At 41.9% G+C, this 12,957-nt stretch carries 12 protein-coding genes; 4 read left to right on the top strand and 8 right to left on the bottom strand.

Annotation, left to right across the window (positions count from 1 at the left end; genetic code table 11):
* Positions 1–142 precede the first annotated feature (142 nt).
* Positions 143–844 carry an SDR family NAD(P)-dependent oxidoreductase gene (locus tag CSB87_RS10040; RefSeq protein WP_031952086.1) on the top strand — a complete coding sequence of 234 codons (702 nt, stop codon included), beginning with the start codon at positions 143–145 and terminating at the stop codon, positions 842–844.
* A 94-nt stretch (positions 845–938) separates the two neighbouring features.
* Here CSB87_RS10040 and CSB87_RS10035 read toward each other — a convergent pair whose 3' ends face one another.
* A complete protein-coding gene (locus CSB87_RS10035) occupies positions 939–2,168 on the bottom strand; it encodes a beta-ketoacyl synthase N-terminal-like domain-containing protein (RefSeq protein ID WP_031952085.1) in 1,230 nt (409 codons plus the stop codon).
* A 679-nt stretch (positions 2,169–2,847) separates the two neighbouring features.
* Here CSB87_RS10035 and CSB87_RS10030 point away from each other — a divergent pair.
* Both CSB87_RS10030 and CSB87_RS10025 read left to right on the top strand, forming a co-directional pair.
* A complete protein-coding gene (locus CSB87_RS10030; RefSeq protein ID WP_031952083.1) occupies positions 2,848–3,132 on the top strand; it encodes a hypothetical protein in 285 nt (94 codons plus the stop codon).
* 192 nt (positions 3,133–3,324) lie between these two features.
* Positions 3,325–3,669 (top strand): hypothetical protein, encoded by a 345-nt coding sequence (locus CSB87_RS10025; protein ID WP_031952080.1) that lies wholly within the window; start codon positions 3,325–3,327, stop codon positions 3,667–3,669.
* A 722-nt stretch (positions 3,670–4,391) separates the two neighbouring features.
* On the opposite strand, the gene CSB87_RS10015 is transcribed toward CSB87_RS10025, so the two are convergent.
* Both CSB87_RS10015 and CSB87_RS19960 read right to left on the bottom strand, forming a co-directional pair.
* The gene (locus CSB87_RS10015) at positions 4,392–4,967 is read right to left on the bottom strand and encodes a DUF4126 domain-containing protein (protein WP_031952078.1); all 576 of its coding nucleotides are present in this window, start codon (positions 4,965–4,967) and stop codon (positions 4,392–4,394) included.
* A gap of 124 nt (positions 4,968–5,091) precedes the next feature.
* Positions 5,092–5,226 carry a zinc ribbon-containing protein gene (locus CSB87_RS19960; protein WP_001983336.1) on the bottom strand — a complete coding sequence of 45 codons (135 nt, stop codon included), beginning with the start codon at positions 5,224–5,226 and terminating at the stop codon, positions 5,092–5,094.
* Between the two features lie 625 nt (positions 5,227–5,851).
* On the opposite strand from CSB87_RS19960, the gene CSB87_RS10005 reads away from it, so the two are divergent.
* Entirely contained in the window at positions 5,852–7,060 is a 1,209-nt protein-coding gene (locus CSB87_RS10005) for an IS256-like element ISAba26 family transposase (protein WP_000343018.1), read from the top strand.
* A 10-nt stretch (positions 7,061–7,070) separates the two neighbouring features.
* Here the strand turns inward: CSB87_RS10005 and CSB87_RS19880 are convergent, their stop codons facing one another.
* The 5 genes from CSB87_RS19880 to CSB87_RS09985 all read right to left on the bottom strand — a co-directional run bounded on the left by CSB87_RS19880 (position 7,071) and on the right by CSB87_RS09985 (position 12,914).
* Complete coding sequence (locus CSB87_RS19880; protein WP_155762384.1) at positions 7,071–7,223, bottom strand: hypothetical protein; 153 nt, start codon at positions 7,221–7,223, stop codon at positions 7,071–7,073.
* Positions 7,224–7,301: 78 nt separating this feature from the next.
* Positions 7,302–9,908, bottom strand: coding sequence for a Fe/S-dependent 2-methylisocitrate dehydratase AcnD (gene acnD, locus CSB87_RS10000; RefSeq protein ID WP_031952075.1), 2,607 nt, complete (start codon positions 9,906–9,908; stop codon positions 7,302–7,304).
* Complete coding sequence (gene prpC / locus CSB87_RS09995) at positions 9,908–11,065, bottom strand: 2-methylcitrate synthase (RefSeq protein WP_004711157.1); 1,158 nt, start codon at positions 11,063–11,065, stop codon at positions 9,908–9,910. The genes acnD and prpC overlap by 1 nt, the downstream gene beginning before the upstream one ends.
* A gap of 261 nt (positions 11,066–11,326) precedes the next feature.
* Positions 11,327–12,211: a methylisocitrate lyase gene (gene prpB, locus CSB87_RS09990; protein ID WP_001118922.1), complete on the bottom strand. Its 885-nt coding sequence runs from the start codon at positions 12,209–12,211 to the stop codon at positions 11,327–11,329.
* Positions 12,204–12,914: a GntR family transcriptional regulator gene (locus CSB87_RS09985; RefSeq protein ID WP_001153627.1), complete on the bottom strand. Its 711-nt coding sequence runs from the start codon at positions 12,912–12,914 to the stop codon at positions 12,204–12,206. The genes prpB and CSB87_RS09985 overlap by 8 nt, the downstream gene beginning before the upstream one ends.
* Between the last annotated feature and the right edge of the window lie 43 nt (positions 12,915–12,957).

The following is a 12,957-nucleotide window of genomic DNA, read 5'->3' as shown; positions in this document are numbered from 1 at the left end:
CAACTGACTTAATTAATGTTTTTCATATTTTTGTCTTGTTCTTTCTGCATTATTTTTAGATTTAATTTTTTCGCTTGAATACATTATAAAAACATATTATAAATTATTTCTAACCAAATAATTGGTTTTTTGGAACTTTATAATGAACAACAATATTATAATTTTTGGTTATGGAACAGGTATTTCCAAAGCCGTGGCACATAAGTTTGGTAAAGAAGGCTATAAAATCGGTTTAGTGGCACGTAATGCTGAAAAACTCGAAAAAGCCATTTTAGAACTTAAGGCACAAGGTATTGAAGCTTACGCTTTTACATGTGATTTAGCGGTTCTTGAAGATATACCAAACCTAATTAAACGCATTAAAGATCAATTAGGAGAGATTAAAAATATTCATTGGAATGCTTTCCATGATATTGAAGGCAATATCTTAAAAACCCCTCCACTAGAGCTTACTAAAAGCTTTCATATTCGTGTTTCGAGCTATATTGCGACGGTACAAGCTTGCTTAGGTGATTTAGAGAAGAACCACGGTAGCATTTTATCGACAAACGGAATTTTTGCTTTCGATGCAGTGGGCATCGACTTGGTTGCCAAAGAGTACTCATCGTTAGCAACTACCGCTGCCGCTCAATATAAAGCCACCAATTTGCTTGCCCATAGTCTTGCTGACTCAAATGTTTACGTGAGCCAAGTCATTGTAAATGGCTTTGTAGATGGAACCCCTGAAGCGAAGGATAAAACCTACGCGGTACATCCAGAAACAGTTGCAGATCAGTTCTGGTACTTACACCAGCATAAACAAGAAACGGTTTCTTTTTGTGGTGAAGCCATTCAAGCTGCTTAAACTATGTCTTATAAGAGAAAAAGCGTAATCCATTACGCTTTTCTTAATTTTTTAAATTTATTCTTTTCTAAAGCCTATATATTTCATATTTAAACTACCCTTCCCATTTTCTAAAAACCAGACAGGTATTTACCCCACCAAAACCAAAGCTATTACTCATGACTGTTTTGAGTTCAGTTTCTCGGCTTGTTTGAACAATATCGAACTTTTTAGCTTCTTCGCGCAGTTCGGTAATATTAATACTCGGCGCGATAAAGTTATTTTGCAGCATTAAAATAGAATAAATGGCTTCGTGTACGCCTGCTGCCCCCAAACTATGTCCAGTCATCGACTTGGTCGAACTCAGTGGCGGGACTTTTTCACTGCCAAAAGCTCGCTCTATGGCCAATAGTTCGGGAATGTCTCCTGCTGGTGTTGAAGTGCCATGCGTGTTGATATAGTCGATGGTTTCAGAGCCGTTTTGTTTGGCTTCTGCGAGTGCCAGTTTGATGCAACGGGTCGCGCCTTCACCGCTCGGGGCTACCATATCGACACCATCGCTATTGGCAGCGTAGCCAACCACTTCTGCCAAAATTTTTGCTCCGCGCTTTTGGGCATGGCTTAAAGACTCCAAAACCACCATGCCGCCACCGCCAGCGATCACAAAACCATCGTTATCGACTGAATATGGGCGTGAAGCAGTTTCAGGCGCATCGTTATATTTAGAGCATAAGGCGCCCATCGCATCAAATATTGCCGTTTGCGACCAATGGTCTTCTTCACCGCCACCCGCCAGCATCAGATCTTGTTTACCAGCCGCAATAAGGTGATATGCATAGCCGATTGCGTCGGCTGAAGTCGCGCAGGCACTTGCGATCGATTGAGATACGCCTTTTAAGTTGAAAGCACGCGACAGGTTAGCGCTAATGGTATTTGTCAGATAGCGTGGCGCTAAATCGGGCGATACCTCGCTTGCGCCTTTTTCTTTTAAGGTGTGCAGCATGTCGATGATAGACGCTGTTGAGGTGCCGCCTGTTCCCCCAATCACGCCATATTTTGAGTTGTTGGCAATGTCATTTACATCAAGCTTGGCGTGTTGTAGTGCATCGAGTGCCGAGTTGTAGGCGTACATCGCGCAAACGCCCATGTGTTTTTTTAGATCTGGATCAATGTTTTCAAAATTCATTTCGGCAGTGGCGCTCACATGACTCCGAAAGTTCAGTTTTGCATAGACATCGTTATAGCGAATGCCTGAGCGGCCTGCTTTTAAGGACTCGGTTACTGTCTCTAATGTATTTCCAATACAGGAATTAATTCCCATACCTGTGATGACAACTCGTTCCATTCTTATCTCTATAAAAACGACAAACATAGATCTTAACAATCAAGTTCTTTTTTGGAACTGGCAAAATATTTCTATATTTATTATTTTTTCTCATCAAATATAAATAAAAAGTTAATAATAATTCTGTTATTTTAAAAATATATTTAGTTTTATTATTAAATCAAAAATATTTTAAATATTAAATTGACGTATTTAAAATCACCGATTATTATCTCGTTGCTGGCCTACATTGCCAGACGGTTTTGACAGACCGTAAGCTCATAGCGAATCGTAGTTCTACTATAATTCGTTAGACCCTTGCGTCCCCCTTCTTTGCGGTAGGACGGGAGGGGGACGCCCCGCGCGTGCTGGTCCATGAGCTCCAGTCTGTCAACCCCCTTTCGTTCTACCACCCTAATTAATTCGCGGTAATCTGGTGGTAGAACTCCATTTTTTAAGGAGTTGACCATGACATTTTTTAATCTCGTTTTCTCTGTTTTTTAACTATTTTATTTATTTAAAATTTGGTTTTTTACGCCTTATTTTTTTAAATTTATAAACTAATTTTATTTTAAAATTTTAATTATTTTATTTTCCTGTATTTATAGGAGGATTAACTTTTATTTAAAAAATTATTTTAATTTCCCAAGCAATTATATTTTTTATTTTAGTTATACGTATAAATACTCATGAGAATAATATGAAAATTTATAAACCCTTTTTGGCTTTAAGTTTCATAGTCGGTAGCTTAAGTGTTGCAGGTTGTAGCCTTCATGCCCAACAGGAGTTTGAAAAAATTTGCCTGTCAGGTGGGCATAGCGAGGCCAGTTGTGACTGTATTTACCAGCAACTTGAAAAAGCTTATTCCCCGAAAATGATGCAGCGCCTAGAACATGTCAGTTTGCAAAGTCCTGTTCTCCCACGGGACTTTGCCCCTACTTTTTTAAGCACCATGCAGCGGTGTGACAAAAGTAGTCTGGGCTAAGCGTTGGCTTAGCTCTTTAACTCTGTGTCGCAATGGTGTTGTACTTTAAATCAGCGCAAAAAATTAAAGTCTGTTGTGGCACAGAGGCCAAAGTTGTTTGATTTGCCGATCTAGCATTTTGAAAAATCAGATCAATTTTATAACCAATCAAGTTATGCTGTGCTTACATTCAACTTTTAAACATTTATTAGAATGAACTACACATGGGATGAATTTGAGCAAAGACTTATCACCTATAGAGATGTAAGGATTGATCTGGCAAGAGTCTTAGATGCGTATGAGCTTCAAATAAAAGAACTTCTTCAACAAATTCAATTATTAACTTATGAAGAATCTTTACCTATATTTAATCAGTTATATGAAATACAAGATCATTTAGCTACTGCCAAGTTTCGCTATGACCTCGACTTAAACGAAGCTTTAGATATATTCGTTTATCATTTCGATAGAGATGACAAAGCGCTGATAAGCCAATATTGGTATAAAAAATTCAAGCAAAACAACGATATTCTTTGGCCTTTGCCTCAAGACAAATAGTAGCTTGTACGTTTTAACCTACAAACTTTTAGGGTTTTTGCGGATTGGCGGCACCCTTCTTTTTTCCTAATATGAACTCATACAGGAACAGGATGTTCCGGAACATAAAACAACAATAATAGGTTCATGCATCAGGATCGTGAGATACGACAGGAGTCATATCTAGTACCCAAATACGAAAAAGCCCAACAGGATGTTGGGCTTTTTTTATATCTGAATATTTATGAGTTTTTCTTTAAGTCTTCAATATAAGTGGTTGTGCTGCCATCCCAGTAACAATGTATACAACGCCCCTCTTTAAAAACATGCTCACAATTTGCACATCCATAAATTATAGAAGCGCATTCAGGACACAACGAAGCCATACTAGATTTACTTTTTAAATACAGACTTCCGCATTCATCACATTTTTCACAACCATTCAGCATGAATATATCTCGATTCAAACAATACCACGAGAACATAATGATAAATTAAAAGACGATCTTGTACGTTTTATCCTACAAACTTTTAGGGATTTTGCGGATTGGCGACGCCCTACTTTTTTCCTAATATGAAGTCATACAGGAACAGGATGTTCCGGAACATAAAACAACAATAATACGTTCAAGCACCAGGAGCGTGAGATACGACAGGAGTCATATCTAATCACCAAATACAAGAAAGCCCGACAGGACGTCGGGCTTTTTTTATGCTTATTTAAAACTGGTATTTAGACGAACCTACAAGGGACTATGCGCCTGTTCTTGCTTTTTATGGCGAATCCAACGCACCACCCAAATAACCGCAATCAGCACTACAATTGCAACAAGCGCAGGCACCAGCATAGCTGAAACCGAAAGTAAGATTGCGCCAATCCACTCACCTGTCGCAACGACAAAATTCCCTAAACCACCTGTGGTTGCAGTTGAAACACCACGTGCAGCAACGGTACTCATTTGCACCACACCTGCTGTGCCACCACCGACAATAATCGCTGCTGCCCAAGTAGCAAACTGAGACATTTCCCCACTACTCACAGCCATTGTGGTAAGCGTACCCGCAATCATCGCCGCAGGAGTTGCGACCGTGTCTAAGGCGTTATCCACCCACGGTATATAGTAAGCTGCAATTTCACACACCGTTGCCACACCTAAAGCCAAACACACCGATGGTAGAGCTAACCACTCAAAGCCTTTCGATGGCTCAAACCATCCCATCATGGTGGCAATGCTCATGACCAGTAGCGGCACAAACACGCGAAAACCGCAGGCAGCGCTCAGGCCCACGCCAATACATAAACCCAATATTGTTTCCATAACGGTTTCCTTTTACATGCCCATCACGGGTCTTGTTATGTAAGTCTTATTTTTAAATTAACAAAAAAGCCCCATCGGGTGACAGGGCTTTTTGTTAAATGCGAACGCAAATATTATTTCATTCTTAACGTTTAAATTGCGTGCAGTAGCATTTAGTGCAAGGTGGTAAAGGGTCTGTGTTAATTTCTAAAAACACTCTATGTCCGCACTGAGCACAGAAATAGAAGCCTGTTCCGGGTTTTTCGCCAGCTGTTACCATGATTACATTCCTATAATCGTATATATATTAAACAGGAATATAACCCACTTAAAGTGAATGTCAATTGTCCATTTCGCCCGATGATGATGGCATAAATGCAAAAAATGTTATTTGTACGATTTATCTTACACAGATTTAGGGATTTAGCGGATTGGCTGTCCCATGCTTTTTTTCTATGATGAGTTCATACAGGAACAGGATGTTCCGGAACATAAAACAACAATAATAGGTTCATGCATCAGGATCGTGAGATACGACAGGAGTCATATCTAGCAACCAAATACGAAAAAGCCCGACAGGATGTCGGGCTTTTTTTATATTATCGTTACCATATTTTCAAAATATTCTAATAGCTCATTCAAAGTATTTTCATCATACAAATAACATTGGTAAAGAAGAGTAATAGGAGCAATTGCTGTTCTTTCGATAGCAGTTGAATATTCACTTATAACTTGGATATCAGTTACTCCATGAATACTGTTAGGTATTTCATGGTCAAATTTAAAAAGGCATTTCTTGCTAGTTTTGGCATCAAAAAAAATTTGGATTTGGGACTGTTCTAAATTTTGTGTAAGTACTTAATTTTCATTTATCCTTCAGAGGATAATTACAAAAGGTACTTCACATGGATGAAGCAACAATCAAAAGTATGGCTGCCGAATTGGCTAAAGGTCTAAAAACACCAGAAGACTTAAACCAAATGACAGCAGTCTTTAAAAAATTCATGATTGAAACTGCACTCAATACTGAACTTTCAGACCATCTCGGTTATGAAAAGCATCAGCCCAAGAAAGGCTCAAATAGCCGTAATGGGTTTAGTTCTAAAACCATTACAACTCAAGATGGACAACTGGCTTTAGATATTCCCCGTGATCGAGAAGGTTCATTTGAGCCACAAATTATCAAAAAGCACCAAACACGCATCACCAGTATGGATGACCAAATCCTCTCACTGTATGCAAAAGGAATGACTAATAGGGAAATTGTAGCCTTCTTCAAAGAAATGTACGATGCCGATGTGTCAGCATCTCTCATCAGCAAAGTTACCGATGCTGTGATTGAGCAAGTGACTGAGTGGCAAAATAGAGCCTTAGATAGCCTTTATCCTGTTGTCTATCTTGACTGTATTGTTGTCAAAGTCCGTCAGCACTCCAATGTGATTAACAAGTCCGTATACCTTGCTTTAGGCATCAATATGGATGGGCAAAAAGAATTACTGGGTATGTGGATTGCTCAGACAGAAGGTGCCAAATTCTGGCTGTCAGTCATGACAGAGCTAAAAAATCGAGGAGTACAGGACATTCTTGTTGCCTGTGTAGATGGATTAAAAGGCTTCCCTGACGCGATAGCCTCTGTTTACCCTCATACTGATATTCAACTGTGTATCGTGCATGTTGTACGCAATAGCCTGAGATTTGTAAGCTGGAAAGACTACAAAGCTGTTACGTCGGGTCTGAAAGCGATTTATCAGGCAAGTACAGAGGAAAATGCTTTAAAATCCCTAGACATCTTCTGTGATCAATGGAATCACCAGTATCCCAAAATTGGAGAATCCTGGCGGGCCAATTGGGAAAATATCCGAACGATCTTTAGCTATCCAGCCGAAATACGTCATGCAATTTATACAACAAATGCGATTGAGTCGTTGAATAGCGTAATACGCCATTCAACGAAGAAAAGGAAAATCTTTTCATCTGATGACTCAGTAAAGAAGGTCATTTACTTAGCAACATCAAATGCTGCGAAGAAATGGACGATGCCAATTCAAAATTGGCGTTTAGCAATGAATTGGTTTACGATTCAGTTCGATGATCGATTAAAAGATCATTTATAAAAAATGGAACTTACACAAAATAATTTACAGGCTCTTGGATTTTGCTTTGAGCTTTAGTTATTACATAACAACGTACTTTATCGGTATTATCCTTTTTATAAGATGGCTTAACTCTTTGCTCCATGTTTTGCAAAAAAATTGCTGCTCGTTGACCATTTAACATCCAACTACCCTAAAATAAAAACCCCATCATCAAGATAGGGCTTTTTTTGAACAATATCAACAATATCTAACTAAAGTATCAAGCCACTTGGCCTTCTAAAAAGTCTTGCGCAAAACGCTGTAATACACCACCCGCTTCATATACAGAAACTTCTTCTTCTGTATCTAAACGACACGTCACAGGCACTTCAAGAATTTCTTCTTTACCGTCCGCTGTGGCACGTTCAATCACTAAAGTTAAAGTCGAACGCGGCGCGATATTACCAATCACGCTATAAAGCTCTGTACCATCTAGCTTTAAAGTCTTGCGGTTTACACCCGGTTTAAACTCAAGTGGTAACACGCCCATACCCACCAAGTTAGTACGGTGAATACGCTCAAAACCTTCTGCCACAATCGCTTCAACACCTGCAAGGCGTACACCTTTTGCAGCCCAGTCACGGCTTGAACCCTGACCGTAGTCGGCACCCGCAATAATAATTAACGGCTGCTTACGGTTCATGTAGGTTTCAATCGCTTCCCACATACGCATCACTTCACCTTCTGGCTCCACACGCGCTTTCGAACCTTGCTTAATGGTACCGTCTGAACGAACCACCATTTCGTTATAGAGTTTCGGGTTGGCAAATGTTGCACGTTGTGCGGTCAAGTGGTCACCACGGTGCGTTGCGTATGAGTTGAAGTCTTCTTCTGGTACGCCCATTTTGTGAAGGTATTCACCCGCAGCCGAGTCCATCAAAATCGCATTTGAAGGCGACAAGTGGTCGGTGGTGATGTTATCACCCAAAATCGCAAGTGGACGCATATTCGTCAAAGTACGTGGTGCAGCCAACGCCCCTTCCCAGTATGGTGGACGGCGGATGTAAGTACTTTGCGGACGCCAGTCGTAAAGTGGGCTTTTCGCTTGCTCAACTTCGCCCAAATCAAACATTGGAATATAGACTTTACGGAACTGTTCAGGCTTCACAGCTTCTTTAACTAAGGCATCAATTTCAGCGTCAGATGGCCAAATGTCTTTGAGGTAAATCGGGTTACCTTCTTTGTCATGACCTAACGCATCTTTTTCGATATCAAAACGAATCGTACCTGCAATCGCATACGCCACAACTAGTGGCGGAGATGCCAAGAACGCTTGTTTTGCATATGGATGAATACGGCCATCGAAGTTACGGTTACCAGAGAGTACTGCTGTTGCGTACAAGTCACGGTCAATAATTTCTTGTTGAATGACTGGATCTAACGCACCCGACATACCGTTACACGTCGTACAAGCGTAAGCCACAATACCAAAACCAAGTTTTTCTAAGTCTTTTAGAACACCTGCTTCTTCAAGGTAAAGTGCAGCCGCTTTTGAACCTGGTGCAAATGAGGTTTTCACCCACGGTTTACGTGTTAGGCCAAGTTCATTTGCCTTACGTGCCAACAAGCCTGCCGCCACAGTGTTACGTGGGTTAGAAGTATTGGTACACGAAGTAATGGCAGCAATAATGATTGCGCCATCTGGCATTAAGCCGTCAGAACGGTTTTCAACAACACCCGCAATACCTTTTTCTTTTAGGTCACTGGTTGAAACACGTGCATGTGGATTTGATGGACCAGCAATGTTACGTGTTACTGTCGATAGATCAAAACGTAGTACACGTGGGTACTCTGCTTTGGTCATTTCAGATGCCCAAAGACCAATTTCTTTTGCGTACTGTTCAACCAATGCCACTTGAGCATCTTCACGGCCTGTTAGGCGTAAGTAGTCGATTGTGTTTTGGTCAATGTAGAACATCGCAGCCGTAGCGCCATATTCTGGTGTCATATTCGAAATGGTTGCACGGTCGCCCACAGACATACTGTCAGCGCCTTCACCAAAGAACTCAAGGTAAGCACCCACTACACGTTCTTTACGCAAGAACTCTGTTAGAGCAAGTACGATATCTGTTGCAGTAATGCCTGCCTGACGTTGGCCAACCAACTCAACACCAATAATGTCTGGCAGACGCATCCAAGATGCACGGCCCAACATTACGTTTTCAGCTTCTAAACCACCTACACCCACAGAAATTACGCCCAAAGCGTCTGTATGTGGTGTGTGTGAGTCTGTACCGACGCATGTGTCTGGGAATGCTACGCCATCACGCGCCTGAATGACCGGAGACATTTTCTCTAGGTTAATCTGGTGCATAATGCCGTTCCCCGCAGGGATCACATCGACATTTTTAAATGCAGTTTTGGTCCACTCAATAAAGTGGAAACGGTCTTCGTTACGGCGGTCTTCAACAGCACGGTTTTTTGCAAAAGCGTCTGGGTCAGCACCACCATATTCCACTGCTAAAGAGTGGTCGACAATGAGCTGAGTCGGTACAACCGGGTTAACTTTAGATGGGTCACCGCCCTTCTCAGCAATCGCATCACGCAAACCTGCAAGGTCAACCAATGCAGTTTGACCCAAAATATCATGACACACCACACGCGCAGGGTACCAAGGAAAGTCTAAGTCCTGACGGCGTTCAATCAACTGCGTTAAATAAGCAGTTAAGTTCTCGGCATCGGCACGGCGTACCAATTGCTCTGCAAGTACTTTAGAGGTGTAAGGCAGTTTTTCGTATGCGCCTGGCTGAATATCTTCAACGGCTTGACGCACGTCGTAATATTCAAGCTGGGTGCCTGCCAGCGGTTTACGGTATTTTGTGTTCATTAACCACGCTCCGCCAATGGTTTAAATTCGAGGTTTTCAGGGCCTGTGTAGTTCGCGCTTGGACGAATGATTTTGCCGTCTTGGCGTTGTTCAATCACGTGCGCTGACCAACCTGCCGTACGTGCAATCACAAATAACGGCGTGAACATTGCAGTTGGAACGCCCATTAAGTGATAGCTCACCGCACTGAACCAGTCGAGGTTCGGGAACATGTTTTTCACTTCTTTCATTACTGCTTCTAAACGCTCAGCGATGAGGTACATTTTGGTGTTCTCTTGTGCTTGTGCTAAGTCGTGTGCAACTTTCTTGATCACTTCGTTACGTGGGTCAGAAACTGTATATACAGGGTGACCAAAACCGATTACGACTTCTTTATTTTCAACACGTTTACGGATGTCAGCTTCTGCTTCATCTGGATTGTCATAACGTTGTTGAATCACGAATGCAACTTCGTTTGCACCGCCATGTTTAGGTCCGCGAAGTGCACCAATACCGCCTGTAATTGCCGAGTACATGTCAGAGCCTGTACCTGCAACCACACGTGATGTAAATGTTGATGCGTTGAATTCGTGCTCAGCATACAAAATCAGAGAGGTATGCATTGCTTGAATCCATTCTTCAGATGGTTTTTCGCCATGCAGTAAATGTAAGAAATGCGCTGCAATTGAGTCGTCATCAGTTTCAACTTCAATACGACGACCGTTGTTGCTGAAGTGGTACCAATAAAGCAGCATTGAGCCTAAGCTTGCCATTAATTTGTCAGCAATGTCTTTTGCACCAGCTTCGTTGTGGTCTTCGTGTTCTGGCGTTAAGCAACCTAGCACTGAAACACCTGTACGCATTACATCCATTGGGTGAGCAGACGGTGGTAATTGTTCAAGTGCAGTTTTAAGTGCTGCTGGTAAGCCACGAAGCGCTTTTAATTTTGCTTTATAGGCTTTGAGTTCAGCTTTGTTTGGTAATTTGCCATGTACGAGCAAGTGAGCAACTTCTTCAAACTGGCTACCCGCTGCAAGGTCAAGAATGTCATAGCCACGATAGTGCAAGTCGTTACCGCTACGTCCTACGGTACAAAGTGCTGTGTTGCCTGCAACTTGTCCACTAAGTGCAACTGATTTTTTTGGTTTGAAGCCTGTTGTTGTTTCATTTGAGCTCATAGAATCATCCTTTATATCAACCAGAATTTGTTGTTTGTTCAATTTTTACTTGGGTAAAAACGCGACAGCGTCTTGCCGAGTTTTCATCCATTTTTTGGATTAACCTGCCGTTCGCCTTACTTTTCACGGATGAAAAGTAAGCAAAAATCCTTGTTGGTCTGACGATATATCCCTATATCGCAGTCCAACGTAGCGGCATCCATGCCGCCCTCACGATAGCCAAGACCATCGTTTCCCCCCTTCTTTTTAAAGAGGGTTGGTTTATTTCTTTTTAGCAAATGCGTTGTCTAAGTAGTCTTCAAACGCATAGTAGTTAATGCGTTCATATAACTCTTTACGCGTTTGCATAATATCAACCACATTCTTTTGCGTGCCTTCTTTACGCAAGGTTTCATACACAGTTTCGGCTGCCTTGTTCATGGCACGGAAAGCAGAAAGTGGATAAAGCGCAAGGCTTACATCGGCAGATGCCAACTCTTCAGTGGTAAACAGTGGGGTAGAACCAAACTCTGTGATGTTTGCCAAAATTGGTACGCCTGTCTTCTGAGCAAATTGCTTGTACATATCAAGCTCGGTAATTGCTTCAGGGAACAACATGTCTGCACCTGCCTCAATGTAGGCACCCGCACGGTCAATTGCCGCTTGTAAGCCTTCAACCGCTAACGCATCGGTACGCGCCATGATCACGAAGCTGTCGTCACCACGCGCATCAACCGCTGCTTTAATACGGTCAACCATTTCTTCTTGAGTCACAATGGCTTTATTCGGACGGTGACCACAACGTTTTGCGCCCACTTGGTCTTCAATGTGCATTGCCGCAGCACCAAACTTGATAAGTGCTTTTGTAGTACGGGCAATATTAAATGCAGAAGCACCAAAGCCTGTGTCCGCATCGACCAATAATGGAAGATCACATACATCGGTAATACGGCGTACGTCTGTCAACACATCATCAAGGTTACTAATTCCCAAATCAGGTAAGCCTAAAGAACCAGCTGCTACACCACCACCTGATAAGTAAATCGCTTTATAACCTGCACGTTTTGCCAAAAGTGCATGATTGGCGTTAATGGTTCCAACCACTTGTAATGGCTTTTCTTGGGCTACTGCATCGCGAAATAGCTGACCTGCGGATTGTTTAGCCATTGTTATGTTCTCCTTGTGCTTGTAGCAGTGTTTGCTCAATAATTTTGTAAGAAGCATTGATATGTCGATGCATCAGCAGCTCGGCAAGTTCACCATCACCTTCTGCAATTGCATCTAAAATACGGATATGTTCGTCCCAAGCTTTACTCGGTCGATCGGGTGTGTTTGAAAACTGAATTCGGTACATACGGATGAGGTGATAAAGCTCATCACATAGCATTTTTTCTAGGGTTTTATTGCCACTACTTTTGATAATGCAGTAGTGAAAATCGTCCTGCCCTTCTTGCAAGTAATATCCTTTACCTGCTTTAAAGTTTTCATCTTCGGCATGCATACGTAAGACATCACGTAGCGCCAAAATTTGCTTTTTATCAATATGCTGTGCAGCAAGTTTGCAAGCTAAACCTTCTAATGACGCACGAATCTGGTAAAGCTCTTTGAACTGTTGCAAGGATAACGAAACCACGCGCGCGCCCACATGTGCAGTACGCTCAACCAAACGTTGCCCTTCAAGGCGATGAATCGCTTCACGCAAAGGCCCACGGCTAATGCCATAAGTCCGCGCCAGTTCAGGTTCAGAAATTTTGCTACCTGCCGGAATTTGACCCAAAACAATCGCCGTCTGTATTTGTTTAAATACATTCTCGGTCAGTGTTCTTCCCTGACTTTGTAGTGGCTCTGGTGCGAAAGTCAAATCTTGCATATTGTCGACAATTTTTAATCAATTATGTGTTTTATAGCGGGAT

Origin of the sequence: Acinetobacter sp. AR_0276 (assembly GCF_003000705.1) — a bacterium.
GTDB classification, from domain to species: Bacteria; Pseudomonadota; Gammaproteobacteria; order Pseudomonadales; family Moraxellaceae; genus Acinetobacter; species Acinetobacter nosocomialis.
Note: the sequence above shows the minus strand (reverse complement) of the source record. Positions and strands in the feature narration are given on the sequence as shown.

What these genes read in the sequence shown, in the direction of transcription:
- CSB87_RS10015 (WP_031952078.1), bottom strand. Translation starts at nt 4,967, where the DNA reads ATGGAAACAATATTGGGTTTATGTATTGGCGTGGGCCTGAGCGCTGCC.
- prpC (WP_004711157.1), bottom strand. Translation starts at nt 11,065, where the DNA reads ATGAGCTCAAATGAAACAACAACAGGCTTCAAACCAAAAAAATCAGTT.
- prpB (WP_001118922.1), bottom strand. Translation starts at nt 12,211, where the DNA reads ATGGCTAAACAATCCGCAGGTCAGCTATTTCGCGATGCAGTAGCCCAA.
- CSB87_RS09985 (WP_001153627.1), bottom strand. Translation starts at nt 12,914, where the DNA reads ATGCAAGATTTGACTTTCGCACCAGAGCCACTACAAAGTCAGGGAAGA.
- CSB87_RS10035 (WP_031952085.1), bottom strand. Translation starts at nt 2,168, where the DNA reads ATGGAACGAGTTGTCATCACAGGTATGGGAATTAATTCCTGTATTGGA.
- CSB87_RS10025 (WP_031952080.1), top strand. Translation starts at nt 3,325, where the DNA reads ATGAACTACACATGGGATGAATTTGAGCAAAGACTTATCACCTATAGA.
- CSB87_RS10030 (WP_031952083.1), top strand. Translation starts at nt 2,848, where the DNA reads ATGAAAATTTATAAACCCTTTTTGGCTTTAAGTTTCATAGTCGGTAGC.
- acnD (WP_031952075.1), bottom strand. Translation starts at nt 9,908, where the DNA reads ATGAACACAAAATACCGTAAACCGCTGGCAGGCACCCAGCTTGAATAT.
- CSB87_RS10040 (WP_031952086.1), top strand. Translation starts at nt 143, where the DNA reads ATGAACAACAATATTATAATTTTTGGTTATGGAACAGGTATTTCCAAA.
- CSB87_RS10005 (WP_000343018.1), top strand. Translation starts at nt 5,852, where the DNA reads ATGGATGAAGCAACAATCAAAAGTATGGCTGCCGAATTGGCTAAAGGT.
- CSB87_RS19880 (WP_155762384.1), bottom strand. Translation starts at nt 7,223, where the DNA reads ATGTTAAATGGTCAACGAGCAGCAATTTTTTTGCAAAACATGGAGCAA.
- CSB87_RS19960 (WP_001983336.1), bottom strand. Translation starts at nt 5,226, where the DNA reads ATGGTAACAGCTGGCGAAAAACCCGGAACAGGCTTCTATTTCTGTGCT.